We start from the raw sequence: 23,517 nt of genomic DNA, 5'->3' as shown, positions 1-23,517 counted from the left end.
GTGAAAGGCCTACGGCCTATGAGCGTTGTCTATTCATCCCGCGCATGCGACCGTTCGTTGAAAGTGCGCTTGACCGACATACATGCGTATGTCTAGTTTTAAGGAATGAAAAACGCGGCGCGTTTCCTCTTAGGCGGGGCGCGCGCGGGTCGACGCGCGAAGTGACGGGAGGGGCGTGCGATGGCGAAAGGCGGGGGCGGGCGACCGATCGGCGGCGGCGACAAAGCCGTCCGCAAGAGCGCCTCAAAGGCCGCCGCCTCCAAATCCGCCGCCTCCAAATCCGCCGCTTCAAAATCCGCCGCCTCCAAATCCGCCGCCGCGAAGTCTGCGGCCGCGAAGCCGCCGAGCGGCGCCCCCTCCCGCAAGACGACGGCGGCGCGCGCATCGGATCAGCCGGTTCGAATTTCCGCCGGGCGCCCGGGCGTTCCCAATCCGATCGACATCCACGTGGGCGGTCGCGTTCGCCTGCGCCGCACGATTCTGGGGATGAGCCAGGAAAAGCTGGGAGAGGCGCTCGGCCTGACCTTCCAGCAGGTGCAGAAGTACGAGCGCGGTTCGAACCGCATCGGCGCCAGCCGACTCTACGATCTGAGCCGGGTGCTGGACGTGCCGATTTCTTTCTTTTACGAGGACATGCCGCCGGAGGTGGCGGGCCAATCGCCGCGGCTGCGCGCCGGTCTGGGCGAAGCGCCGCCGGAACCCTATCGCGAAACCGACCCGATGGCGCGCCGCGAGACGTTGGAGCTCGTGCGCGCCTACTACAAGGTCAAGGACCCGATGGTGCGCAAGCGCATCTTCGAGCTTTGCAAAGCGATGGCCCACGCCGACGGCGAGGAGTGACGATCGCGGCCGGGTTCGACCCGGAGGTCCGGGCGCGCTAGACGCTGCGCCCTCTTTCCCCCTCGTCTCAGCATCTTTTCCGGCCGCGCGCTTGACGCCTTGTGAAAAGCTTGCCAGAAACCCGCGGTCTTACGTGATCCCGTCGATTCGTCGAACGTTCAGGCGCGCCCCGTTCCCGGCGGCCGCGCCAACGTCGAGCGTCGCGACCGCCGGGGTGTCGGCCGACCCGCCGCGTCCGGTGACGCGGCGCGGAGCGGCGGTTGGGTTTAGTTGGGAAGGACGACGGGGGATCAGCATGGCGGATTCGTACCTCTTCACTAGCGAGTCGGTGTCCGAAGGGCATCCCGACAAGGTCTGCGACCGGATTTCGGACGAGGTTGTGGACCTGTTTCTCGCCGCGGACGAACACGCCCGCGTCGCCTGCGAGACGCTGGCGACAACCAACCGCATCGTCATCGCCGGCGAGGTGCGCGGGCCGGAGTCGCTGGTCACCGACGGCGAAGTCCACCGCGACAAGATCGAGGACCTGGCCCGCCGGGCGGTCAAGGACATCGGCTACGAGCAGGCCGGCTTCCACTGGGAGACGGCGGAGATCGACGTCTTCCTGCACGCCCAGAGTTCAGACATCGCCCAGGGCGTCGACGCCGCCGGCAACAAGGACGAAGGGGCGGGCGACCAGGGCATCATGTTCGGCTACGCCTGCCGCGAAACCGACGTGCTGATGCCGGCGCCGATCCACTTCTCCCACCGCATTCTGAAGAGCATGGCGGAGGCGCGCCACGCCGACCCGTCGCTCGGCCTCGGCCCCGACAGCAAAAGCCAGGTGACGCTGCAGTATGAGAACGGCCGCCCGGTGAAGACCACCTCCATCGTCGTCTCGACCCAGCATGACGAAGGGATGGACCAGGACCGCGTGCGCGAGATCGTGCGCAGCCATGTCGAGGGCGTGCTGCCCGCCGGCTGGATGTGCCCGGAAGACGAGTTCTACGTCAATCCGACCGGTCGATTCGTGATCGGCGGGCCTGACGGCGACGCCGGCCTGACCGGGCGCAAGATCATCGTCGACACCTATGGCGGCATGGCGCCGCACGGCGGCGGCGCGTTCTCGGGCAAGGATCCGACGAAGGTCGATCGGTCGGCCGCCTACGCCGCGCGGTACGTCGCCAAGAACGTCGTCGCGGCCGAGCTGGCTGAGAAATGCACGATCCAGCTCGCCTACGCGATCGGCGTCTCCAAGCCGCTGTCGATCTTCGTCGACACCTACGGCACGGGGAAGGTGGGGACGGACAAGCTGATCGCCGCGATCCGCGAGGTGATGGACCTCTCGCCCCGCGGCATCCGCGAGCATCTCACCCTCTCGCGCCCGATTTACGCGCCGAGCGCCGCCTACGGCCATTTCGGCCGCCTGCCGACCGACGAAGGCCATTTCAGCTGGGAGCGCACCGATCTGGTCGAGCCGCTGAAGGCGGCGCTGACCTGACAAGAGCGCCCGCATGAGCGAGAGCCGCGCCCCCAAATTCTTCGGCCGGCGCAAGGGCAAGGGGCTGAAGCCCAACCAGCAGCGTCTCCTCGCGGAGGCGCTGCCGGCGTTTCAGGTCCCGGTCGATCCGGACGCGCCGATCGCCGACCCGGCCGCCCTGTTCGACGCGCCGGTCGATCAGGTCTGGCTGGAGATCGGCTTCGGCGCGGGCGAGCATCTGCTCGCCCAGGCGCGGATGCACGAGCGGGTCGGGCTGATCGGGGCGGAGCCGTTCGTGAACGGCGTCGCCAAGGTCCTTCAGGCGATGGAGGCCGAGCCGGCGCTCAAGCCGCGCATCCGCCTTTTCGCGGACGACGTGCGCCTGCTGCTCCAGGCGCTGCCCGCGGCCTCGATCGACCGGCTGTTCGTGCTGTTTCCCGACCCCTGGCCGAAGCGCCGGCATTGGGAGCGGCGGATCGTCGGGCCGTCGACCCTGCCCGCGTTCGCGCGCGTCCTGAAGCCGGGCGGGCTGATGCGGCTCGCCACCGACCATCCGGGCTATTGCGCCTGGATGCTCTATCACCTGACCCGCACCGAGGCCGGCCGCACCGCTTTCGAGTGGCTCGACGAAGGTCCCGGCGACTGGGCGGCGCGCGAGGCCGACTGGCCCCGGACCCGCTACGAACAAAAACGCCTCGCCGGCCCGCCGACCTATCTGCGGTTTCGGCGGCGGTGACTCGACGCTGGGGCCGCCCTCTTGAGTTCGCGCCGCGATAGGCGTATATAACCGGTCATACTTTCTGTATCCGCTAACGCGGACGACGGGGGTGGGCCGCGGCCCGCCCTTTTTTGTTGCCGATGCGGGGTCCGCGCAGGGCCGCCTTCGGCGAAGAGGACGACCGACCCGTCATGACCGTGGAAGACCGCATTCGCAGCCTGATCGAACCGGCGATCGAGGATATGGGCTATCTGCTGGTGCGCGTGCGCTACAGCGGATCAAAGCGCCCGACCTTGCAGATCATGGCCGACCGGGCGGACGAGGCGCCGATTTCGGTCAACGACTGCGCGGACATCAGCCGCGCGGTCTCGGCCGTGCTGGACGTCGAGGATCCGATCCCCGACGCCTACAGCCTGGAGATCAGCAGCCCCGGCATCGACCGGCCGCTGGTCCGCCCGCGCGACTTCGAGCGCTTCGCCGGCTTCGAGGCGAAGATCGAGCTCGCCCGCGCGATCGAGGGGCGCAAACGCTATCGCGGCGAGATCGTCGGCCTGCAGGACGACGCCGTGCTGATCGATCTGGAGAACGAGGGCGGGCGCGTCGCCCTGCCCGTCGCCCAGATCGGGACGGCCAAGCTGGTGCTGACCGACGCGCTGATCGATTGGGCCGCCGCCCAGCAGGAAGAGCACGCCCTCTACGACGAGGACGACGTCGAGTTCGAAGACGCGGACGAAGAGGACGCGGACGAAGAGGAGACGGCCGGCGGCGCCTGAGGCGCGCGGCCTTGAAAGCTTTGGACGACAACCCGCCGGAGGCCGCGTTCTTCGCCCCCGGCCCGAAGACCGAAAGCGAGAGAGAGTGATGGAAGGCGTAACGATCACCCGGACCGACATGCTGGCCGTCGCCGACGCCGTGGCGCGCGAGAAGTCAATTGAGCGCGAGCTGGTGCTCGAGGCGATGGAGCAGGCGATCCAGAAGGCCGGCCGCTCGAAATACGGCCATGAGCACGACATCCGCGCCCACATCGACCGCAAGACGGGCGAGATCGTGCTGGCCCGCTACATCGAGGTGGTGGCGCCGGACGATCTGGAGAACGAGGTGACCCAGATCACCCTCGATCAGGCGCGCAAGAAGAAGCCGGACGCCGAGGCGGGGGAGTTCATCGTCGACCGGCTGCCGCCGATCGACTTCGGCCGCATCGCCGCCCAGACCGCCAAGCAGGTGATCGTCCAGAAGGTCCGCGAGGCCGAGCGCCAGCGCCAGTACGAGGAGTACAAGGACCGCGTCGGCGAGATCGTCAACGGCATCGTCAAACGCGTCGAGTTCGGCAACGTGACCGTCGATCTCGGCCGCGCCGAGGCCGTCATGCGCCGCGACGAGGTTATCCCGCGGGAGCATTTCAAGCGCGGCGACCGGGTGCGCTGCTACATCTACGACGTGCGCGAGGAGGTCCGCGGCCCGCAGATCTTCGTCTCCCGCACGCGGCCCGAATTCATGGCCAAGCTGTTCGCCCAGGAGGTTCCGGAGATCTATGACGGCGTGATCGAGATCCGCCGCGTGGCCCGCGACCCGGGCAGCCGGGCCAAGATCGCCGTGATCTCCAACGACAGCGGCATCGACCCGGTCGGCGCCTGCGTCGGCATGCGCGGCAGCCGCGTCCAGGCCGTCGTCGCCGAACTGCAGGGCGAGAAGATCGACATCATTCCCTGGTCGCCGGAGGATGCGAGCTTCGTGGTGAACGCCCTCGCCCCGGCCGAAGTCAGCAAGGTCGTGATGGACGAGGAGACCAACACGATCGAGGTGGTGGTGCCTGACGACCAGCTGTCGCTCGCCATCGGCCGGCGCGGACAGAACGTGCGTCTCGCCTCGATGCTGACCGGTTGGAACATCGACATCATGACCGAGGATCAGGAGAGCGAGAAGCGCCAGCGCGAGTTCAACGAACGCTCGGACGCCTTCATGCAGTCGCTCGACGTCGACGACGTGATCGCCCGCCTGCTGGTCACGGAGGGCTTCACCACCGTGGACGAAGTGGCCTATGTGCCGCTTGAGGAGCTCGCCTCCATCGAAGGGTTCGACGATGAGATCGCCGAGGAGTTGAGCGCGCGCGCCAACGCCTATCTCGAGGCCGAGGCCAAGCGTCTTGAGGAGCGTCGTCGCGAGCTCGGCGTCACCGACGAGTTGGCCGAGATGGACGGGCTGAGCCAGTCCATGCTGGTCGCGCTGGGCGAGAACGACGTCAAGTCGCTGGAGGATTTCGCGGGCCTGGCGGCCGACGAGCTGACCAGCCCCGAGGACGGCATCCTGAAGGACTACGATCTCGACGAGGAGCGGGCGACCGAGATGGTCATGAACGCCCGCTTCGCCGCCGGCTGGATCACCGAGGAAGACCTCGCCCAACTGCGCGCCGAGATGGCCGGCGAGGAGATCGCGGGCGATCCGGTCGACGAGGAGGCGCTCGCTGAAACCGAGGCCGAAGGCGGAGCCGACGCCGCGCCGACGGCCCCGGGCCGGGAGCTCTGAGGCCGGGCCCTTCGGGTCGGGTCTCGGCGGTCGAGCCGCGGCGATGAACGCGGGACGCCAGACGGTCGAGGATGGGACGACCGGCGCCGACGACGCGCCGATCGATCCGGCCTGCCTGGACGACGGCCCGCCGTCCGACCGACGCGGGCGCTCAGGCGGATCGTCGCACGGGTCTTCGGACCGGTCCGACGCCTCGGGCGACGCGCCGGAGGGGCCGGGCGGACCGATCCGCAAGTGTCTGGCGACGGGCGCGCGCAAGCCCCAGGCGGAGATGATCCGCTTCGTGCTGGGGCCGGAGGGCGAGGTGGTTCCGGACCTCGCTCAACGCCTGCCCGGGCGCGGAATGTGGTTGAGCGCGGACCTCGGAAGCATTAAGACGGCATGCGCCCGCAACCTGTTCGCCAAGGCGGCGCGGGCGCGGGTCCGGCCGCCGGCCGATCTGCACGCGCGGGTCGAGCGCCTGCTGACCCGGCGCTGCATCGATATCCTGTCGCTGGCGCGCCGCGCCGGCGAAGCGGTGACCGGGTTCGAGAAGGTGCGCGCGCTGATCGCGCGCGGCGAGGCGGTCTTGCTGGTCGAGGCCGCCGACGGCGCCGAGGACGGACGGCGCAAGCTTTCTGCGGCGCTGACCGCGGCCCGGGCGGCGAGTGGCGCAGCGGGGGGCGGCGGCGACGCGGCGATCGTCTCGACCCTCGACGCGGCCGAGATCGGCGAGGCCTTCGGGCGCGACCGCGCGGTGCACGCCGCGCTGAGCGCCGGCGGCCTGGCCCGTAAACTGGCGCGCGAGATGCGGCGCCTGGAAGGATTGAGAGCCGACGCGGGCGCGGATGAGGCCGGCGGGCGGCGGTGAGCTTTTTGGGGTCGCTTCTCGACGGCGAAGGCCGCGCGGAGGGACCGACGATTAGGGAAGATGATGAGCAGCGAGAACGAGAACGGCGGTAAGAAACTCACCCTCGGCAAGGGCAAGCTGGAGCTCAGCAAGCGCGTCGAGGCGGGTCAGGTGCGTCAGAGCTTCAGCCACGGCCGCTCCAAGCAGGTGCAGGTCGAGGTGAAGAAGAAGCGCACCTTCGACCGCAATCAGCCGTCCTCCGCCGCCGGCGGGTCCGGCGCGCAGGCCGCCGACATCGGCCCGATCAAGCGCCCGGAGGCGAAGAGCGCCGAGCCCGCGAAGTCTGCGCCGTCCAAGCAGGCGGATCCGGCCTCCAGCCCGGCGCTGAAGGGCTTGAGCGAGCAGGAGCGCGCCGCCCGACTGCGCGCCATCCAGACCGCCCAGGCCGAGGAGGAGCGCCGCAAGCGCGAGGCCGAGGAGGCCGAGCGTCGCGCCGAGGAGCGCCGCCGTCAGCGCGAAGCCGAAGAGGCCGAGCGCAAGCGCCTCGAGGAGGAGGAGGCCGCGCGCAAGGCCGCGGAAGCCGCCGCCGCCGAAGAGGCCGAAGAGGCCCCGGCCGGGGAGCCGGAAGAAGAGGCCGTCGACCAGCCCGCGGCGCCCAGCCCGGCCGACATCGAGGCCGAGGCCCAGGCGGCCGCCAAGCAGGCGGAGAGCAAATCCGGCCGCGAGAAGGCGGACGAGCTGATCGAGCGCGAGCAGAAGAAGCGCCCGACCATGCGCCTGAAGGGCGGCGAGAAGCGCCGCCAGGGCAAGCTGTCGATCTATCAGGTCGACGAGGACGCAGACCCCGACAGCGAGGCGCGCCGCGGGCGCTCGATGGCCGCGCTGCAGCGCCAGCGTCAGCGTGAGCGCGAGAAGAACCGTCAGGCCCTGGCGCGCGGCGAAAAGGTCGTGCGCGACGTGACCGTGCCGGAGGCGATCACCGTCGGCGATCTGGCCAACCGCATGGCGGCGCGCGGCGCGGACGTCATCAAGTCATTGATGAAGATGGGCGTGATGGCGACGGTCAACCAGACGATCGACCAGGACACCGCCGAGCTGGTGGTCGAGGAGTTCGGCCACCGGGCGCGCCGCGTCTCGGAGGCCGACGTCGAGGACCACCTGATCGAAGACGACGCGGACGAGGGCGCCCAGGCGCCGCGCGCGCCGGTCGTCACCGTCATGGGCCATGTCGACCACGGCAAGACCTCGCTGCTGGACGCGCTGCGCGAGACCGACGTGGCCGCGGGCGAGGCCGGCGGCATCACCCAGCATATCGGCGCCTATCAGGTGCAGATGAAGTCGGGCGGTCTGATCACCTTCCTGGACACGCCGGGCCACGAAGCGTTCACCGCGATGCGCAATCGCGGCGCCCAGGTCACCGACATCGTGATCTTGGTGGTGGCCGCCGACGACGGTCTGCAACCCCAGACGATCGAGGCGATCAATCACGCCAAGGCGGCCGAGGTGCCGATCATCGTGGCGATCAACAAGATCGACAAGGACGGCGCCGATCCGAACAAGGCCACCACGCAGCTGCTGGAGCACGAGCTGGTGCCCGAGAGCATGGGCGGCGACGTTCAGGTACTGCCGGTCTCGGCGCTCAAGCGCACGGGGCTTGAGGAGCTGGAGGAGGCGATCCTGCTGCAGGCCGAGCTTTTGGAGCTGAAGGCCGACCCCGACCGCCCGGCGCGCGGCGCCGTGGTCGAGGCGAAGCTGGAGAAGGGCCGCGGCTCGGTCGCGAGCGTGCTGGTGCAGACCGGCACGCTGCGCGTCGGCGACATCTTCGTCGCCGGCAGCGAGTGGGGCCGGGTGCGCGCGCTGCTCGACGATCGCGGCCGTCAGGTGCAAGAGGCCGGCCCCTCGGTTCCGGTCGAGGTGCTGGGCCTGCAAGGCACGCCCCAGGCTGGCGACGAATTCGCCGTGCTGCAGGACGAGCAGAAGGCGCGCGAGATCTCCGACTACCGGCAGCGCAAGCAGCGCGAAGCGCAGTTCGCGGTTTCCGGCCGCGCCGGCAAGAGCTCGCTCGAAGCGATGTTCGACCAGATCAAGGCCGGCGAGGTCGAGGAGATGCCGGTCATCGTGAAGACCGACGTGCAGGGCTCGCTGGAGGCGATCACCGCTTCGCTGGAGAAGCTGGCGACCGACGAGGTCAAGGTGCGCGTCGTGCACGGCGCCGTCGGCGGCGTGACCGAAAGCGACGTCAGCCTGGCCGCCGGTACGGGCGGCGTCATCATCGGCTTCAACGTCCGCGCCAATCCGCAGGCCCGCGATCTGGCCAAGCGCGACGGCGTCGACATCCGCTACTATTCGATCATCTACGACGTGATCGACGACGTGAAGTCGGTGTTGAGCGGCATGCTGGCCCCGGAGCAGCGAGAGAAGTTCCTGGGCTACGCCGAGATCCGCGAGGTCTTCAACGTCACCAAGGCCGGCAAGGTGGCGGGCTGCATGGTGACCGAAGGCACGGTCAAGCGCGGCGCCAAGGTGCGTCTGCTGCGCGACGACACGGTGATCCACGAGGGCTCGCTCAAGACCCTGAAACGCTTCAAGGACGACGTCCGCGAGGTGCAGCACGGCTACGAGTGCGGCATGGCGTTCGAGAATTACGACGACATCAAGGTCGGCGACTTCATCGAGTGCTTCGAGGTCGAGGAGGTGGCGCGCGCGCTGTAAGCGCGCGCGCGGCCTCCCCGGCTCGCCCCCCTCACTTCCACCGCAAGGCGGCATAGGGCGATGAGCGCGAAAGAACCCACGCAGCGCCAGCTTCGCGTCGGCGAAGAGCTGCGCCACGCGCTGGCGCAGATCATTCAGCGCGGCGAGCTGCGAGACCCGGCGCTGGCCGGCGTGTCGGTCACCGTCTCCGAGGTTCGGGTCAGCCCGGACCTGAAGAACGCGGACTGCTTCGTCACCCCGCTCGGCGCCTCGGCCCAGGATAAGGCGGCGGGCGAGGCGCGCGAGCGCGAGGTTCGCGAGGCGCTGCAGCGCGCGGCCTCCTTCCTGCGCGGTCAGGTGGCCCGCGAGGTGAAGCTGAAATTCACGCCCAACCTCCGCTTTAAGACCGACAAGAGCTTCGACGAGGCGGCGCGCATCGATGCGCTGTTGAGTCGTCCGGAGGTTCGGCGCGACATCGCGAAACCCGATTCCGACGACGACTGATCGGCGGGCGCGCAGGGCATGGGGCGCAGAAAGAAAGGCAAGCCGATCGACGGCTGGCTGGTCCTGGACAAGCCGGCCGGGCTGGGCTCGACCGACGCCGTCAGCCGCGCGCGCCGGCTGTTCGACGCCCGGAAGGCCGGCCACGGCGGCACGCTGGACCCGTTCGCGACCGGCCTTTTGCCGATCGCCTTCGGCGAGGCGACCAAGACCGTCCAGTACGTCATGGACGGCGAAAAGACCTACCGCTTCACCGTGCGTTTCGGCGAGACGACCGACACGCTCGACCCGGAAGGCGCGGTGACCGAGCGCTCCGACCTGCTGCCGGACGCGGCCGCGATTGAGGCGGCCCTGCCCGCCTTCATCGGCGAAATCCAGCAGGTTCCGCCGCAGTTCTCCGCCGTCAAGATCGACGGTCGACGCGCCTACGACAAGGCGCGCGCCGGCGAAGAGGTGGAGATCGCCGCGCGGCCCGTGACGATCCGCGCGCTGAGCCTGATCGAGCGGCCCGACCCGAGCCGGGCGGTGCTGGAGATGCAATGCGGCAAGGGGACTTACGTCCGCGCCGTCGCCCGCGATCTCGGCGCGTCGCTGGGCACCGTGGCGCTGGTCGAGGATCTGCGCCGCACGGCGGTCGCCGGCTTTGCGGAAACCCAGGCGATTTCCCTTGAAGCGCTGGAGCGATTGGGGCATAACCCCGCCGCATTGGCGGAGCGCCTGCTCCCCATCGAAGCCGCGCTGGACGGTATCCCGGCGATGGCTTTGAGCGAAGCGGAGGCCACGCGGCTCAGAAACGGCCAGGCGGTCTCGCTTCTCCGGAAGATCGATCTCGATCGGATCGGCGCGCTGCAGGACGGCGACGCGCTGGTCGCCCTCTACAGGGGCAGGGCCGTGGCGCTGGCGCGTTACGGCCGGGGCGAGATCAAGCCGATCCGGGTGCTGGCGGCGCGCTGAGCGGGCGCCGCGGATTTATCAACCCGATACCGTGGAAGAGGACGAACGCAAGAGATGTCGATCACCAAGGAACGCACCGCGGAACTGGTCAAGGAATACGGCGGATCGGACGGCAATTCCGGCGCGCCGGAGGCGCAGATCGCCATTCTGACCGAGCGGATCACGAACCTGACCGAGCATCTGAAGGGCCACAAGCAGGACAATCATTCCCGCCGCGGCCTCCTGATGATGGTCGGCAAGCGGCGGCGCCTGCTGGACTATGTCCGCCGGCGCGACGAGGCGAAATACAAGACGCTGATCGCCAGCCTTGGCATTCGCCGCTAAGCAGAATTGAGTTTCGGGCGGGGCGCCCGCGACCTGAAAAGTCGCCGGCGCCCCGTTCGCATTTGTCGCTCCCGTTTTTCGACCGCCCCGGCTCAGGCCGGTCGGCCGAAACGGGGCCCGCCGCGGGACAAGTCCCCCGCTCGGCGGAGGGGTCCGGGCCCGAGCCGCATGCGCGCGGCGCTCCCGGAGGCGACGACACCATAGGCGCATCGCCCGGCCGTCGGCCGGGGCCGCGAAACAGCCCGCGCGCCGACCAAGCGCATGAAGCGGGCTAGACCGATCCGGGTGGGGACGACCGACAGACCCGGGTTTCGCGACAGGCCCCGACGACGGCCCGACAAGGGGCGGCGCGCCGGCCGGACCCCCTCATGGGGAGGGGGCCGGTTGACCGCTGAAAAGAGATGCGGGCGGCCTCCGCGACGACGCGCGGGCCGCACGCCGAACGACTGAAGAGACGAGATGTTTCAAATCCACAAACGTGAAATCGAGTGGGGCGGCCGCACGCTGACCCTGGAGACCGGGCGCATGGCCCGACAGGCCGACGGCGCGGTGCTCGCCACCTACGGCGACACGGCGGTGCTGTGCACCGTCGTCTTCGAGAAGCAGGAGAAGGCCGGCCTCGACTTCTTCCCGCTCTCGGTCCACTACCAGGAGAAGACCTACGCGGCGGGCAAGATCCCCGGCGGCTTCTTCAAGCGCGAAGGCCGGCCGACCGAGAAGGAGACGCTGACCAGCCGTCTCATCGACCGTCCGATCCGCCCGCTGTTCGTCAAAGGCTTCAAGAACGAGACGCAGGTCATCTGCACCGTCTTGAGCCACGATCTCGAGAACGATCCCGACATCCCTGCGATGATCGGCGCCAGCGCGGCGCTGACGATCTCCGGCGCGCCCTTCATGGGTCCGATCGGGGGCGCGCGCGTCGGCGAGATCGACGGCGAGCTCACGCTCAACCCCTCGATGCTCGACACCAAGCTGAACAGCGCGCTCGACCTCGTGGTCGCCGGCACGCAGGACGGCGTCCTGATGGTCGAGTCCGAGGCCTCCGAACTCTCGGAGGAGCGCATGCTCGAGGCCGTCATGTTCGGCCACAAGGCGTTCCAGCCGGTGCTCGACATGATCATCGACCTGGCCGAGGACGCGGCGAAGGAGCCGTTCGACCTGCCGGGCGAGGATCCGGCGGCCGAGCCGGTTCGCGCGCGCCTGAAGGAGCTGGCCGAGGCCGGCCTCCAGGACGCCTATGCGATCAAGGACAAGCTGGAGCGTCAGAACGCCGTCGGCGAGGTCAAGAAGGCCGCGATCGCCAAGCTCGAAGAGGAGGAGCTTGACGTCTCCCTGGCGGGCAAGCTCTTCAAAGAGCTAGAATCCGGCGTCGTGCGCGGCAATATCCTGAAGACCGGCAAGCGCATCGACGGCCGCGGTCTGGCCGACGTGCGGCCGATCGACTGCCAGGTCGGCGTGATCCCGCGCGCGCACGGCTCGGCGCTGTTCACGCGCGGCGAGACCCAGGCGCTGGTGGTGACCACGCTTGGCACCGGCTCGGACGAGCAGATCATCGACGCGCTGGAGGGCGAATTCCGCCAGCACTTCATGCTGCACTACAACTTCCCGCCCTATTCGGTGGGCGAGGCCGGCCGCGTCGGCTTCACCGGGCGGCGCGAGATCGGCCACGGCAAGCTGGCCTGGCGCGCGCTCAACCCGCTGATGCCGGAGAAGGAGAGCTTCCCCTACACGATCCGCGTGGTCTCGGAGATCACCGAATCGAACGGCTCCTCCTCGATGGCGACCGTCTGCGGCACCTCGATGTCGATGATGGACGCGGGCGTGCCGCTGGAAAAAAGCTGTGCGGGCATCGCCATGGGCCTGATCAAGGACCCGGAGGGCGTCGCCGTGCTGTCCGACATCCTGGGCGACGAAGACCATCTCGGCGACATGGACTTCAAGGTGGCCGGCACGCAGCAGGGCGTGACCTCGCTGCAGATGGACATCAAGATCACCTCGATCACCGAGGACATCATGCAGACCGCGCTGGCCCAGGCCCGCGACGGGCGCCTGCACATCCTGGGCGAGATGGCCAAGGCCATCACGTCGGGTCGGGAGGAGGTCTCCTCCAACGCGCCGCGGATCGTCACGATCCAGGTGCCGAAGGACAAGATCCGCGACGTCATCGGCACCGGCGGCAAGGTGATCCGGGAGATCTGCGAGGTCACCGGCGCCAAGGTCGACATCGACGACGACGGGACGGTCAAGGTCGCCTCCGTCGACGGCGACGCCGGCCAGAAGGCGGTCGAGTGGATCCAGGGCATCGTCGCCGAGCCGGAGCCCGGCAAGCTCTATCGCGGCAAGGTCGTGAAGATCATGGACTTCGGCGCCTTCGTGAACTTCATGGGCAACCGCGACGGGCTCGTGCACATCTCAGAGCTGGCCGAAGGCCGCACCGAGAAGGTGAGCGACGTGGTCAACGAGGGCGACGAGGTCTGGGTCAAGTGCCTGGGCGTCGACGAGCGCGGCAAGGTCCGCCTCTCGATGCGCGTCGTCAATCAGGAGACCGGCGAGGACATCGAGGACCAGCTGCCCAAGCGCGAGCCGCGCGGCGGCGGCGACCGGGGCGACCGCCCCCGGCGGAACCGCCGCGAGGACTGATCGCGCCCCATCGGTCTGAGAGCAGCCTGAGACGAGAGACGCCCGCGGGTCCGCCCCGCGGGCGTTTTTCATCGCAGCCTCTCCCGGCGCCCCCGCGCAAGCGGGGGCCTTCCGCGGCCCGCGCCGCCGCCGGCGCGCCGCTCGACCAGGTCCCCGCTTTCGCGGGGACTCCCGACAGCGTTGTCGCGCTTGCCGCAGTTTTCCGCCCGGCGCCCCCGCGCAAGCGGGGGCCTCTCGCGGCCCGCGCCGCCGCCGGCGCGCCGCTCGACCAGGTCCCCGCTTTCGCGGGGACTCCTGCGGGGTTTATGGGGCCGGGCGTTTGTTATCAGGCGCCCCCGCGCAGGCGGGGGCCTCCCGCGGCCTGCGCCGCCGCCGGCGCGCCGCCCGACCCGGTCCCCGCTTTCGCCGGGGACTCTGGCGCGGGTCTGTCATCGCCGCTTGACCGTCGATAGCGTCGCGTCGTACTGATTCCGGCAGACGATCGGTTCCCCGGGACGGCCAAAGGCCTGGGGGATTAAAAGGGAACACGGGGAGAGCGCCTACCCATCAGGGGGCGCCGAGCCCGGGCTGCCCCCGCAACCGTAGGCGGCGAGCGGGGATCCCCGATCCGGCCCTGAGAGAGGGCGGATCGGCGAAGCCACTGGGGCGCGTTCGCGCGCGCTGGGAAGGCGGATCCTTCAGCGACGACCCGCGAGCCGGGAGACCTGCCGAGCGTTGAGGCGCGCCCATTCGGGGCCGCTTCGCCTGAAGGGCCTGCCGCTGTCGCGCGCAGGCGTGTTTCGTCGGGTGTGACGAAAGAAGGGGGAAGACTTCCATGCAGACCATGACCGCCAAGACGGGCGCCGTCGCGCGCCCGCAAACCCGTCTCGCCGCCGCGCTGTTCGCCGCGCTGTTCGGCGCCCTCCTCGTCTTCGGGGCGGGGCTCGCCAATTCGTCGACGCTGCACAATGCGGCGCACGACGCGCGCCACGCCTTCGCCTTCCCCTGCCACTAAGGCCGGGGATCGGCGTCACGCCGAGGACCGTTCCATGCTGAAACGCATCATCGCCCCGGCGCTGGCCGCGGGCGTGCTCGTCGGCGCGCTCATCTCGGGCCTGCAGACGATCACCACGACGCCGATCCTGATGGAGGCGGAAACCTATGAGAGCGCCGCCGCCCCGGCGCTCGACGGATTCCGCATCGTGCTCGCGCACGCCGAGCACGACCACGGGACGGGCGCGATCGGCGCGCCCTGGGCGCCGGACGCCGGGATCGAACGGCTGCTCTACACCGTCATGGCCAACATGGTGCTGGCGACGGGCTTCGCGCTGCTGCTGACTGCCGCCTTCGCCGTTTATGGCGGAAAAGTGGACGGCCGGCGCGGCCTGATCTGGGGCTCAGGCGGGTTTCTCGCGCTGACGCTGGCCCCGGCGGCCGGCCTGCCGCCGGAGCTTCCCGGGACCTTCGCCGCCGACATCGTGGACCGCCAGATCTGGTGGATCGGGACCGCTCTCGCCACGGCCGCGGGCCTAGCGCTCGCCGTCTTCGCGAAAGAGGGCGCGGCGAAATGGCCGATGATCCTGGGCGGCCTCGCCCTGATCGCGCTGCCCCATCTGATCGGCGCGCCGCATCCGGGCTACGCCGGCGGCGCGCCGCCGCCGGAGCTGGCGGCGGAGTACGCCGCCACCTCGATCGCGGTTTCCGCCGTCTTCTGGGCCTTGCTCGGCTGGACGGCGGGGACCTTCTGGGCCCGCGGCGAAGCGGAGGCGGCGGCCGAGGACGCCGCGCGCGCCGGGGTGCGATGACGCGCGGCGCCGACGATCCGGCGGAGGCGGTGCGGACGCTGGCCCGCACGGTCGACCGGGCCGCCCTGTCGACGCAGACGGCGGACGGGGGCGCGCCCTATGTCTCTCTCGTCCTCACCGCCTGCGATTTCGCCGGCCGGCCGGTGATGCTGTTGAGCGACCTGGCCGACCACACCAAGAACCTGAAAGCCGACCCGCGCGCCGCCCTGCTGCTGGACGGCACGGCCGGCCTCGCGGAGCCGCTGACGGGCGCGCGGGCCAGCCTTTTGGGCCGCATCGAGCGCGTGGCCGACGCGGCCGAGCGCGCCCGCCTGCAGGGGCGCTATGTGGCCCGCCATCCCTCGGCCGCGCTCTACGCCGGGTTCGGCGATTTCGCGCTCTATCGCTTCGAGATCGAGCGCGCCCATCTGGTCGCCGGTTTCGGACGCATCCATTGGATCGAGGAGGCGGACGCCCTGCTCTACCCCGGCTCGGCGGACGCGGCGGGGCTGTCCGCGGCCGAATCGGACGTCGTCCAGCACATGAACGAGGATCATTCCGACGCCGTCGCCCTCTACGCCAACCGGCTTCTCGGCCTCCCGGGGGCGGGCTGGCGGCTGACCGGGATCGACCCCGAAGGCGCGGACCTGCGCCGTGGCGGCGAGACCGCGCGGCTTCCCTTCGACAAGCCCGTGCGCGACGCCGAGGCCGCGCGGGTCGAGCTCGTACGGCTGGTCAAACGCGCGCGGGCGTAACGGGGTCTCGGCGCCCCGGGGCGGGCTGAACGGCTTTCGCGCGGACGCCTGCGCGCCGGGCGCGCCGTCGGGCCGCGGAATCGGTTGATCCCCCCGCCCCGCCCCGCTATGCAAACCCTCGGCCGTCGACCGCCCCGTCCCGCGGGTCGACCGGCGGCGTCGTCAGAACAGCCGAAAGCCGCGCCCGGCGCCGCCTCCCGACACGGGGAAAGCGGCCGGTCGCGGATCGGATGGGGTCCGGGGCGAGGCGCGCCGCTTGCAACGAAGCGCGCCCTCCCCGAAGAACCGCCGGGCCGCCGCCCTCAGGGCGCGGCCGGGCCGCTTGCAAGGAGGAGGAAAGCCTTGGCGTCGAAAGATCTCGGGACTCCCAGCGCGTTCGGGCTCGACAATCACGGGGTGGTCAATCCGGGCCCGGTTCACTGGAACTACGGCGCCGAGGCGCTCTACGAGGAGACGGTGCGCCGCGGCCTTGGGACCATTACGACGGGCGGCGCGCTCAGCGTCGAGACGGGCGCCTACACCGGCCGCTCCCCCAACGACAAGTTCATCGTCGACGAGCCGGCCAACCGCGACCAGGTCTGGTGGGGCGCGGTCAACAAGCCGATCGAGGAGCGCCGCTTCGACCAGCTGCACGCGCTGACCGCCAGCTACCTTCAGAACCGCGACGTCTTCGTCCAGGACCTCTACGCCGGCGCCGATCCGGAGCATCGGCTGCGGGTGCGGGTGGTCTCGGAGAGCCCGTGGCACAGCCTGTTCGCGCGCAACATGTTCATTCGCCCCGCGGCGAGCGAGCTGAGCGGCTTCGAGCCGGATTTCACGATTCTGCACGCGCCGCATCTGAACGCCCTGCCCGGACGCGACGGCACGAATTCGGAATGCTTCGTGCTGTTGAATCTGGCCCAGCGCCTGGTGCTGATCGGCGGCACCCGGTACGCGGGCGAGATCAAGAAGTCCGTCTTCTCGATCATGAACTACCTGCTGCCGGCCCGCGGCGTGCTGCCGATGCATTGCTCCGCCAATATCGGCGAGGCGGGCGACGTCGCGATCTTCTTCGGGCTCTCGGGCACCGGCAAGACGACGCTGTCGGCCGACGGCACGCGCCGGCTGATCGGCGACGACGAACACGGCTGGTCCGACAACGGCGTCTTCAATTTCGAGGGCGGCTGCTACGCCAAGGTGATCAAGCTCAACCCGGAGATGGAGCCGGAGATCTGGTCCACCACCCGGCGCTTCGGCACGATCCTCGAAAACGTCGTCTTCGATCCGCAGACGCGCGAGCTCGACCTCGACGACGGCACGTTGGCCGAAAACACCCGCGCCAGCTATCCGATCGACTTCATCCCCAACATCGAGCCGACGGGCCAGGGCGGACAGCCGAAGAACATCGTCATGCTGACCGCCGACGCCTTCGGCGTGCTGCCGCCGATCGCGGAGCTGACGCCGGAACAGGCGATGTACCACTTCCTGTCCGGCTACACCGCCCGCGTCGCCGGGACGGAGCGCGGCGTGACCGAACCGCAGGCGACCTTCTCCACCTGCTTCGGCGCGCCCTTCATGCCGCGCCATCCGACCGTCTACGCCCAGATGCTGCGCGAGCGCATGGCGCAGTCCGGCGCGCGCTGCTGGCTGGTCAACACCGGCTGGTCCGGCGGCTCTTACGGCGAAGGGCAGCGGATGTCGATCCACCACACCCGCGCCATGGTGCGCGCCGCGATCGAGGGCAAGCTCGGCTCCGTCGCCAAGGTCCCGGACGAGAATTTCGGCGTGTTGATCCCGGAGGCCGTCCCCAACGTGCCGGCGGAGGTGCTGCAGCCGAAAAGCACCTGGGCCGACGGCGGACGCTATGACGAAGTGGCCCGCACCCTGCGCGGCCTGTTCGAGAAAAACTTCGAGCAGTTCGAGGACCACGTCTCCGACGACGTCAAGAAAGCGGGAATCTACGCAGCCTAGGGACCCGGCGCGACGCCTCAGCGGATATCCGCCTGTGCGGGAGTTCCTGGGCGGGACCGATGTAGGGCTTTCGCTTTTGGTGGGGCGGCGCGTCGGAGCGTGTTAGACTGGACGCCAGACCAGTCGAAGAGGACGCCTGAGACCTCATGGAGCTCTATCCGGACGGACCGACGCCGACCGCGCCGATCGATCTGCCGCCCGCCGCGGTGCGGGTGGAGGCGGCGGAGGACGGCGGGCCGATCCTGCACGGCCTGCCCGAGCGGGCGCCGAGCTTCGGGGCGGCGGCCGAATGGCTGGACTGCGCGGCCGTCCGCACGCCGGACCGGCCGTTCCTGATCGCGCCCGGCCTGTCGCTCGGCTTCGACGAGGCGGCCGGCCTGACCGACGGCATCGCGCAGGCGCTGATCGATCGGGACCTGGGCGCCGACCGACCCCTGATGATCCACGGACCCGGCGAGCCGGCGGCGATCCTGATGCATATCGGCGCGGTCAAGGCGGGCGTGCCGACCGCGATCGCGCCGCGCGCGCCGGCGCGGCTGGCCGCCGAATCGGGGCCGGGGCTGGTCTACGGCCTGGACGGGCGCGCCGCCCAGGCGGTCAGCGACATCCTGGAGACCACCGGCGCCGGCCGGCCGGAGACCGTGATCGGGGTGCGCGGGGTGGAGCGCATTGCGCTGACCCGCGCGACGATCGAGATCATGGAGGCGCGCCAACGCACGCCGCTGGACCGGGCGTTCGCGCTCTATCCGGCCGCCCAGCGTTCGCCCTCGCCGCATTCGGTGATCGCCTCGCGGCGCTCCGCCGCGGCCGCGACCTCGGCCCTGTTGGCGGCCTGGCCCTTCGCGGCGGTCCGGCACACCGTGGTTCTCAGCTCCGGCGACCCGCTCGACCCGCTGGGGGCCGGACCGGCGACCCGGCTGGTCATGGCGGTGGGCGGCACGATGATCCTGCACGCCGGCCAGTCGCGGCGCGGCGAGATCGCCTCGCTGCTGAAGGCGTCCGGCGAGACGGGCCCGACCTTGATCGCCGAGCCGGCCGCGGCGCTGGAGCATTTGTTGGACGCGGCCGACGAAGACCCGCTGTTGGCCGATCACCTCGCCTCGCGCCTTGAGGCCGTGTGGGTGCTGGACGGCCCGGCGGAGCCGGGTCTGGCCCGCCGGCTGGATCTGTTCGGTCGGCGCACCCGCGGCGAGCGCATCGCGCTGCTCGATTGCCTGAGCCTGCCGGAGACGGCCGGTCCCGCCCTGTGGCGGCGGGCCGACGCGCTCGCCGACGGACGCGGCGCGGCGCCCGGTCTGGCCCCGCTGCCCGGCCTGTCGGCGCGCGCCCCCGGACGAGAGGCGGGCGGACGAGAGGCGGGCGGACGGGAGGCGAGCGGGCTTCGGCTGCGCGGCCCGGCGGTGGGGCCCGGCTGGTTCGGCGCGTCGGAGGAGGATGTGCTGTGGGACGGCGACGGTTTCCGCCTGACCGGCGCGGCGGCGCGTCTGATCGACCCGGCGCGGCCGGAAAAGGGGCTGGTGTCGGCCGCGTGACGCCCGCAGCCTCCGCTCAGATCATGAAATCGAACTGGCTTTGCGATTGGCTTTCGATGCCCGCCTTGCGGGCGGCGACGCACAGATGTTCGATCGTCGTCTCGGACAGACGCTGCATCGCGTAATCCTCGATCTCCTGCCAGATCGGGCGCAGCACGACATGGCCCAGTTCCGAGCCGGCGGGATCGGTCAGCGGGTCGCGGCCGCCTTCCATGTCGCTCACCACTTGCGCGATGTCGGCGATCGTGATGCGTCGGCGCTCTCGCGCCAGCCGGTAGCCTCCGCGCGGCCCGCGGACGCCGCGCAGGACGCCGGCGTGCACCAGCCCTTGCAACACCTGCTCCAGATAGCGGCGCGGGATGCCCTGACGCTCGGCGATCTCTTTCGACTGCACCGGCTGATCGGAGGCGTGGTAGGCGATGTCGAGCACCGCCTCGATCGCGAACATGAGCTTCTTGGTGAGCCGCATCCCGCCGCCTCTCTCAGTGCCCGGTGGACCCGAAGCCGCCGACGCCGCGGGCGGTGCGGTCCAGATCCGTCGTCTCCGCCCACGCGACGCGGGTCACCGGGGCGACCACCATCTGGGCGATGCGCATGCCGCGCTCGATCGTAAAAGGCGCGTCGCCCAGATTGACGAGAATAACCTTCACCTCGCCGCGGTAATCGCTGTCGACCGTGCCGGGCGTGTTCAGCACCGTCAGCCCGTGCTTCGCCGCCAGCCCCGAGCGCGGGCGCACCTGGGCCTCATAGCCCGGCGGCAGGGCGAGGCGCAGCCCGGTCGGGATCATCGCCCGCGCGCCCGGCGCCAGGGCGACCGGCCCGTCGATCGCCGCCAGCAGATCGCAGCCCGCCGCCTCCGCGCTGCCATAGTCCGGAAGCGCCAAATCCGCGCCGTGCGGCAATCTCTCAACTTTTACAGAAATTGTTTCCATATCGGATCGATGGTCCTTCGACTGACCGGCGCGGGACTATTCGGCGGCGTCCCGGGCGGCGGCCTTGAAATGATCGGCGATGCGCCGCGCCAGCGCCTCGGCCGCTTGGGCCTTGGTCTGGCGCGGCCAGGGCTCGGCCCCCTCGGCGGTGATCAGCGTGATCTCATTGTCGGCGCCGCCGAAGGTCCCGCTGCCTTCGGAAACGTCGTTGGCGAGAATCCAATCGCAGCCCTTGCGCGCCCGCTTTTCGGCGGCGTGCTCTGCGACCTTCTCCGTTTCGGCCGCGAAACCGACCACCAGCGCCGGCCGGCTCGGGCCCGGGGCGCTCAACCCCATGAGGATGTCGGGATTTTCGGCGAGCGGGAGCGGCGGCGGCGGCTCGCCCGGGCGCTTCTTCAGCTTGTGCGCCCCGCGGTCGGCGACCCGCCAGTCCGCGACGGCGGCGGCGCAGACGGCGACGTCCGCCGGCAGGGCGGCGCGACAGGCCGCCTCCATTTGCGCCGCGGTCTCGATCCGCACCACCGCGACGCCGGCGGGATCCGGCAATTGGGTCGGGCCTGAGACCAGCGTCACCTCTGCGCCCAGGGCGGCCAGCGCCGCGGCGATCGCATGCCCCTGACGCCCGCTGGAGCGGTTGGCGATGTAGCGCACGGGATCGATCGGCTCGTGCGTGGGGCCGCTTGTCACCAACGCCCGGCGGCCGGCGAGCGGCCTGTCGGCGCCCGCGGACGCCGCCGGCGCCGCATTCAGGCGGCGCAGGACGGCGGCCGTCAGCGCCTCCGGCTCCACCAGTCGGCCGGGGCCGTACTCGCCGCAGGCCATCGGGCCTTCGTTCGGTCCGATCACGGAGACGCCGCGCCGAACCAAGGTCTCCAGATTGCTTTGGGTTGCGGCGTGCTCCCACATCCGCACATTCATGGCCGGGGCGACGAGGACCGGCTTGTCGGTGGCGAGCAGCACGGTCGTCGCCAGATCGTCGGCCATCCCGGCGGTCATCTTGGCCAGGATGTCGGCGCTGGCCGGGGCCACGACCACCAGGTCGGCCTGCCGGGAAAGTTCGATATGGCCCATTTCGCTCTCGTCGGTCAGCGACCAGAGATCGTCATAGACTTTGTCTTCGCTCAGCGCCTGGAGGGAGAGGGCGGTGACGAATTGGGCGCCGCCGCGGGTCAGCACGCAACGCACCGCGACGCCCGCCTTGCGCAGCAGGCGGACGGTCTCCAGCGCCTTGTAGGCGGCGATCCCGCCGGAGACGATCAGCAGGACGCGGCGCTCGATGTCGGCGGCGGGAACGGCGGCCATGGCGGGACCCCTTCGGCTCGCGCGGAATTCACGTCCCTTCCATGTAAATTGAAGTCGGCGCGAGCGCAAGCGGCGCGGCGTTTCGAGGGGCCGGCGCCGCGCCGGCGCTCGGCGAGACGAAAAGTGAATCCGCAAGCGAAATGGTTAAGAGGAGGTTAACGCCATCCAAACTGCGTTTGAAGTTTTATCTGCGCCGAGCGCGTCGGCGCGGCGCGTCAAAAGGCCGGACGCGCGCTCAGAAAATCTCCGCGACCGCCAGCACGATCAGCGCGGCGGCGATCACCGGCAGCCAGAAGGACAGGCCGGGACGGTCGATCCGGGTCTCGTGGGTCGGGCCGCCGCGCGCCCCGTCGCGCGACAGGCGGGCCAGCGTGTCCTCGGCGCGCCGCAAGGTCTTGGGAAGCCGTTCCAGCGCCTCGACCGTATCGCGCACGACTTCCACCGCGCGCGCTTCGGGTCCGCGGTTCGCGATCACCCAATCCTCGATCATCGGACGGGCCATCAGCCACATGTTGACCCGGGGGTTCAGGGTGCGGCCGACCCCTTCCGCCACAAGCATGGTCTTCTGCAGCAGCAGGAGATCGGGCTGGGTCTCCATGTCGAAGCGCTCGGTCGTGCGGAACAGGTGAGAGAGCAGCCGCGCGACCGAGATCTCGGCGAGCGGCTTGTCCAACAGCGGCTCGCCGATCGCGCGCAGGGCTTGCGTGAACTCCTCCCGGCTCTTGGTCGGCGGCACGATCCCGTAATCGAAATGGGTGTCCGCGACCCGCCGGTAATCCCGATTCAGAAAGCCGACGAGAATATCGGCCAGGAAGAAACGCGTGCGCCGGTCGACCCGGCCCATGATGCCGAAATCCACCGGGCACAGCCGCCCGTCCGGCGCGACGAACATGTTCCCGGGATGCATGTCGGCGTGGAAGAAGCCGTCGCGGAAAACCTGCAGAAAGAAGATCCGCGAGGAGCGCTCGAGGATGTCGTCGATATCGTGACCGGCGGCGCGCAGGCCCTCCAGATCGTCGATGTTGACGCCCTCGAGCCGCTCGATCGTCAGCACGCGCCGGCCGGTGCGCTCCCAATCGACGCGAACCACATGAAAGCCCTCGTCGCCCTCGCAATTCTCGCGCAGTTCGGACGCGGCGGCGCCTTCCAGGCGCAGGTCCATCTCGGTCTCGATCCAGGTCTGGAAGGTGTCGACCACGGCGACGGGCCGCAGTCGGCGCATCGCCGGGACCAGCCGCTCGACCAGGCGGGCCAGCCAGCGGAACAGCGCGACGTCCTTCTCGAAGCGGGTCTCAATCCCCGGCCGCAGCACCTTGACCGCGACCAGATCGCCCGCCTCGCCCCCGAAATCGCCGGCGTCCGCCTCCGGCAGGCGGGCGAAATGAACCTGCGCGATGGAGGCGGCGGCCACCGGCTCGGCCCCGAATTCGACGAACAGATCCTCGATCGACCGGCCGAGCTCCGCCTCGATCGCGCGACGCGCCTCGGCCGCGGGGAAGGGCGCCAACTGATCCTGCAGGCGCGACAGGTCGGCGGCCACCGCCTCGCCGACCAGATCGGCGCGCACGCTGAGCGCCTGACCGAGCTTGACGTAGGTCGGCCCCAGCGCCGTCAGCGCGTCGGCCAGACGCTCGCCGGGTCGGCCCTGATTGGGCTTGCCCCAGAGCGCGCGCAACAAGCCGCGCAGCCAGCGCACGGGCTTCAGGCGCTCCGCCAACGGGTCGAGCGGCCAAAGCGCGTCGTGCCGCGCCAGCGTCTTCACGATGCCGATCAGTCGGGCGATGTGAGAAAGCGTCGTGAACAC

Annotated in this window: 19 protein-coding genes, 1 pseudogene and 1 riboswitch; of the genes and pseudogenes, 16 read left to right on the top strand and 4 right to left on the bottom strand. The window is 70.2% G+C overall.

The annotated features are described in order from the left end of the window. Positions 1-402: 402 nt before the first annotated feature. From RIB45_RS17475 to RIB45_RS17400, 16 genes and pseudogenes are all read left to right on the top strand, one after another. Positions 403-840 (top strand): helix-turn-helix domain-containing protein, encoded by a 438-nt coding sequence (locus tag RIB45_RS17475; protein WP_350051982.1) that lies wholly within the window; start codon positions 403-405, stop codon positions 838-840. 295 nt (positions 841-1,135) lie between these two features. Next, positions 1,136-2,320 (top strand): methionine adenosyltransferase, encoded by a 1,185-nt coding sequence (metK, locus tag RIB45_RS17470; protein ID WP_350051846.1) that lies wholly within the window; start codon positions 1,136-1,138, stop codon positions 2,318-2,320. A 13-nt stretch (positions 2,321-2,333) separates the two neighbouring features. Then, positions 2,334-3,035, top strand: coding sequence for a tRNA (guanine(46)-N(7))-methyltransferase TrmB (trmB, locus tag RIB45_RS17465; protein WP_350051845.1), 702 nt, complete (start codon positions 2,334-2,336; stop codon positions 3,033-3,035). Positions 3,036-3,208: 173 nt separating this feature from the next. Continuing rightward, on the top strand, positions 3,209-3,790 hold the full coding sequence (gene rimP / locus RIB45_RS17460) for a ribosome maturation factor RimP (protein WP_502882580.1): 582 nt from the start codon (positions 3,209-3,211) through the stop codon (positions 3,788-3,790). Positions 3,791-3,878: 88 nt separating this feature from the next. Next, on the top strand, positions 3,879-5,540 hold the full coding sequence (gene nusA, locus RIB45_RS17455) for a transcription termination factor NusA (RefSeq protein ID WP_350051843.1): 1,662 nt from the start codon (positions 3,879-3,881) through the stop codon (positions 5,538-5,540). Positions 5,541-5,583: 43 nt separating this feature from the next. After that, on the top strand, positions 5,584-6,390 hold the full coding sequence (locus RIB45_RS17450) for an RNA-binding protein (RefSeq protein WP_350051841.1): 807 nt from the start codon (positions 5,584-5,586) through the stop codon (positions 6,388-6,390). Positions 6,391-6,450: 60 nt separating this feature from the next. Next, on the top strand, positions 6,451-9,081 hold the full coding sequence (gene infB, locus RIB45_RS17445) for a translation initiation factor IF-2 (RefSeq protein WP_350051840.1): 2,631 nt from the start codon (positions 6,451-6,453) through the stop codon (positions 9,079-9,081). A 54-nt stretch (positions 9,082-9,135) separates the two neighbouring features. Then, positions 9,136-9,564: pseudogene (rbfA, locus tag RIB45_RS17440) on the top strand (30S ribosome-binding factor RbfA); the annotation flags it as partial. Positions 9,565-9,582: 18 nt separating this feature from the next. Further along, positions 9,583-10,515: a tRNA pseudouridine(55) synthase TruB gene (gene truB / locus RIB45_RS17435; protein ID WP_350051838.1), complete on the top strand. Its 933-nt coding sequence runs from the start codon at positions 9,583-9,585 to the stop codon at positions 10,513-10,515. 54 nt (positions 10,516-10,569) lie between these two features. Further along, the gene (gene rpsO / locus RIB45_RS17430) at positions 10,570-10,839 is read left to right on the top strand and encodes a 30S ribosomal protein S15 (protein WP_350051837.1); all 270 of its coding nucleotides are present in this window, start codon (positions 10,570-10,572) and stop codon (positions 10,837-10,839) included. 459 nt (positions 10,840-11,298) lie between these two features. Continuing rightward, on the top strand, positions 11,299-13,479 hold the full coding sequence (gene pnp / locus RIB45_RS17425; RefSeq protein ID WP_350051835.1) for a polyribonucleotide nucleotidyltransferase: 2,181 nt from the start codon (positions 11,299-11,301) through the stop codon (positions 13,477-13,479). Between the two features lie 465 nt (positions 13,480-13,944). After that, positions 13,945-14,205: riboswitch (cobalamin riboswitch) on the top strand. Between the two features lie 88 nt (positions 14,206-14,293). Then, a complete protein-coding gene (locus RIB45_RS17420) occupies positions 14,294-14,473 on the top strand; it encodes a CbtB domain-containing protein (protein WP_350051833.1) in 180 nt (59 codons plus the stop codon). Positions 14,474-14,507: 34 nt separating this feature from the next. Then, positions 14,508-15,263 carry a CbtA family protein gene (locus RIB45_RS17415; protein ID WP_350051832.1) on the top strand — a complete coding sequence of 252 codons (756 nt, stop codon included), beginning with the start codon at positions 14,508-14,510 and terminating at the stop codon, positions 15,261-15,263. Continuing rightward, complete coding sequence (locus RIB45_RS17410) at positions 15,260-15,997, top strand: HugZ family pyridoxamine 5'-phosphate oxidase (RefSeq protein WP_350051831.1); 738 nt, start codon at positions 15,260-15,262, stop codon at positions 15,995-15,997. The genes RIB45_RS17415 and RIB45_RS17410 overlap by 4 nt, the downstream gene beginning before the upstream one ends. Positions 15,998-16,339: 342 nt before the next feature. Continuing rightward, positions 16,340-17,947, top strand: a complete 1,608-nt coding sequence (locus RIB45_RS17405) for a phosphoenolpyruvate carboxykinase (protein ID WP_350051830.1) — start codon at positions 16,340-16,342, stop codon at positions 17,945-17,947. A 146-nt stretch (positions 17,948-18,093) separates the two neighbouring features. Beyond that, positions 18,094-19,479 (top strand): hypothetical protein, encoded by a 1,386-nt coding sequence (locus RIB45_RS17400; protein ID WP_350051829.1) that lies wholly within the window; start codon positions 18,094-18,096, stop codon positions 19,477-19,479. A gap of 16 nt (positions 19,480-19,495) precedes the next feature. On the opposite strand, the gene RIB45_RS17395 is transcribed toward RIB45_RS17400, so the two are convergent. The 4 genes from RIB45_RS17395 to ubiB all read right to left on the bottom strand — a co-directional run bounded on the left by RIB45_RS17395 (position 19,496) and on the right by ubiB (position 23,517). Beyond that, entirely contained in the window at positions 19,496-19,948 is a 453-nt protein-coding gene (locus RIB45_RS17395) for an RrF2 family transcriptional regulator (protein WP_350051827.1), read from the bottom strand. A gap of 13 nt (positions 19,949-19,961) precedes the next feature. Next, on the bottom strand, positions 19,962-20,411 hold the full coding sequence (gene dut, locus RIB45_RS17390; protein ID WP_350051826.1) for a dUTP diphosphatase: 450 nt from the start codon (positions 20,409-20,411) through the stop codon (positions 19,962-19,964). A 36-nt stretch (positions 20,412-20,447) separates the two neighbouring features. After that, positions 20,448-21,713 carry a bifunctional phosphopantothenoylcysteine decarboxylase/phosphopantothenate--cysteine ligase CoaBC gene (gene coaBC, locus RIB45_RS17385; RefSeq protein WP_350051825.1) on the bottom strand — a complete coding sequence of 422 codons (1,266 nt, stop codon included), beginning with the start codon at positions 21,711-21,713 and terminating at the stop codon, positions 20,448-20,450. Positions 21,714-21,948: 235 nt separating this feature from the next. Continuing rightward, positions 21,949-23,517, bottom strand: coding sequence for a 2-polyprenylphenol 6-hydroxylase (gene ubiB / locus RIB45_RS17380; protein WP_350051823.1), 1,569 nt, complete (start codon positions 23,515-23,517; stop codon positions 21,949-21,951).

The organism is Marivibrio sp., from assembly GCF_040218065.1.
Lineage (GTDB): Bacteria > Pseudomonadota > Alphaproteobacteria > UBA8366 > Aestuariispiraceae > Marivibrio.
Note: the sequence above shows the minus strand (reverse complement) of the source record. Positions and strands in the feature narration are given on the sequence as shown.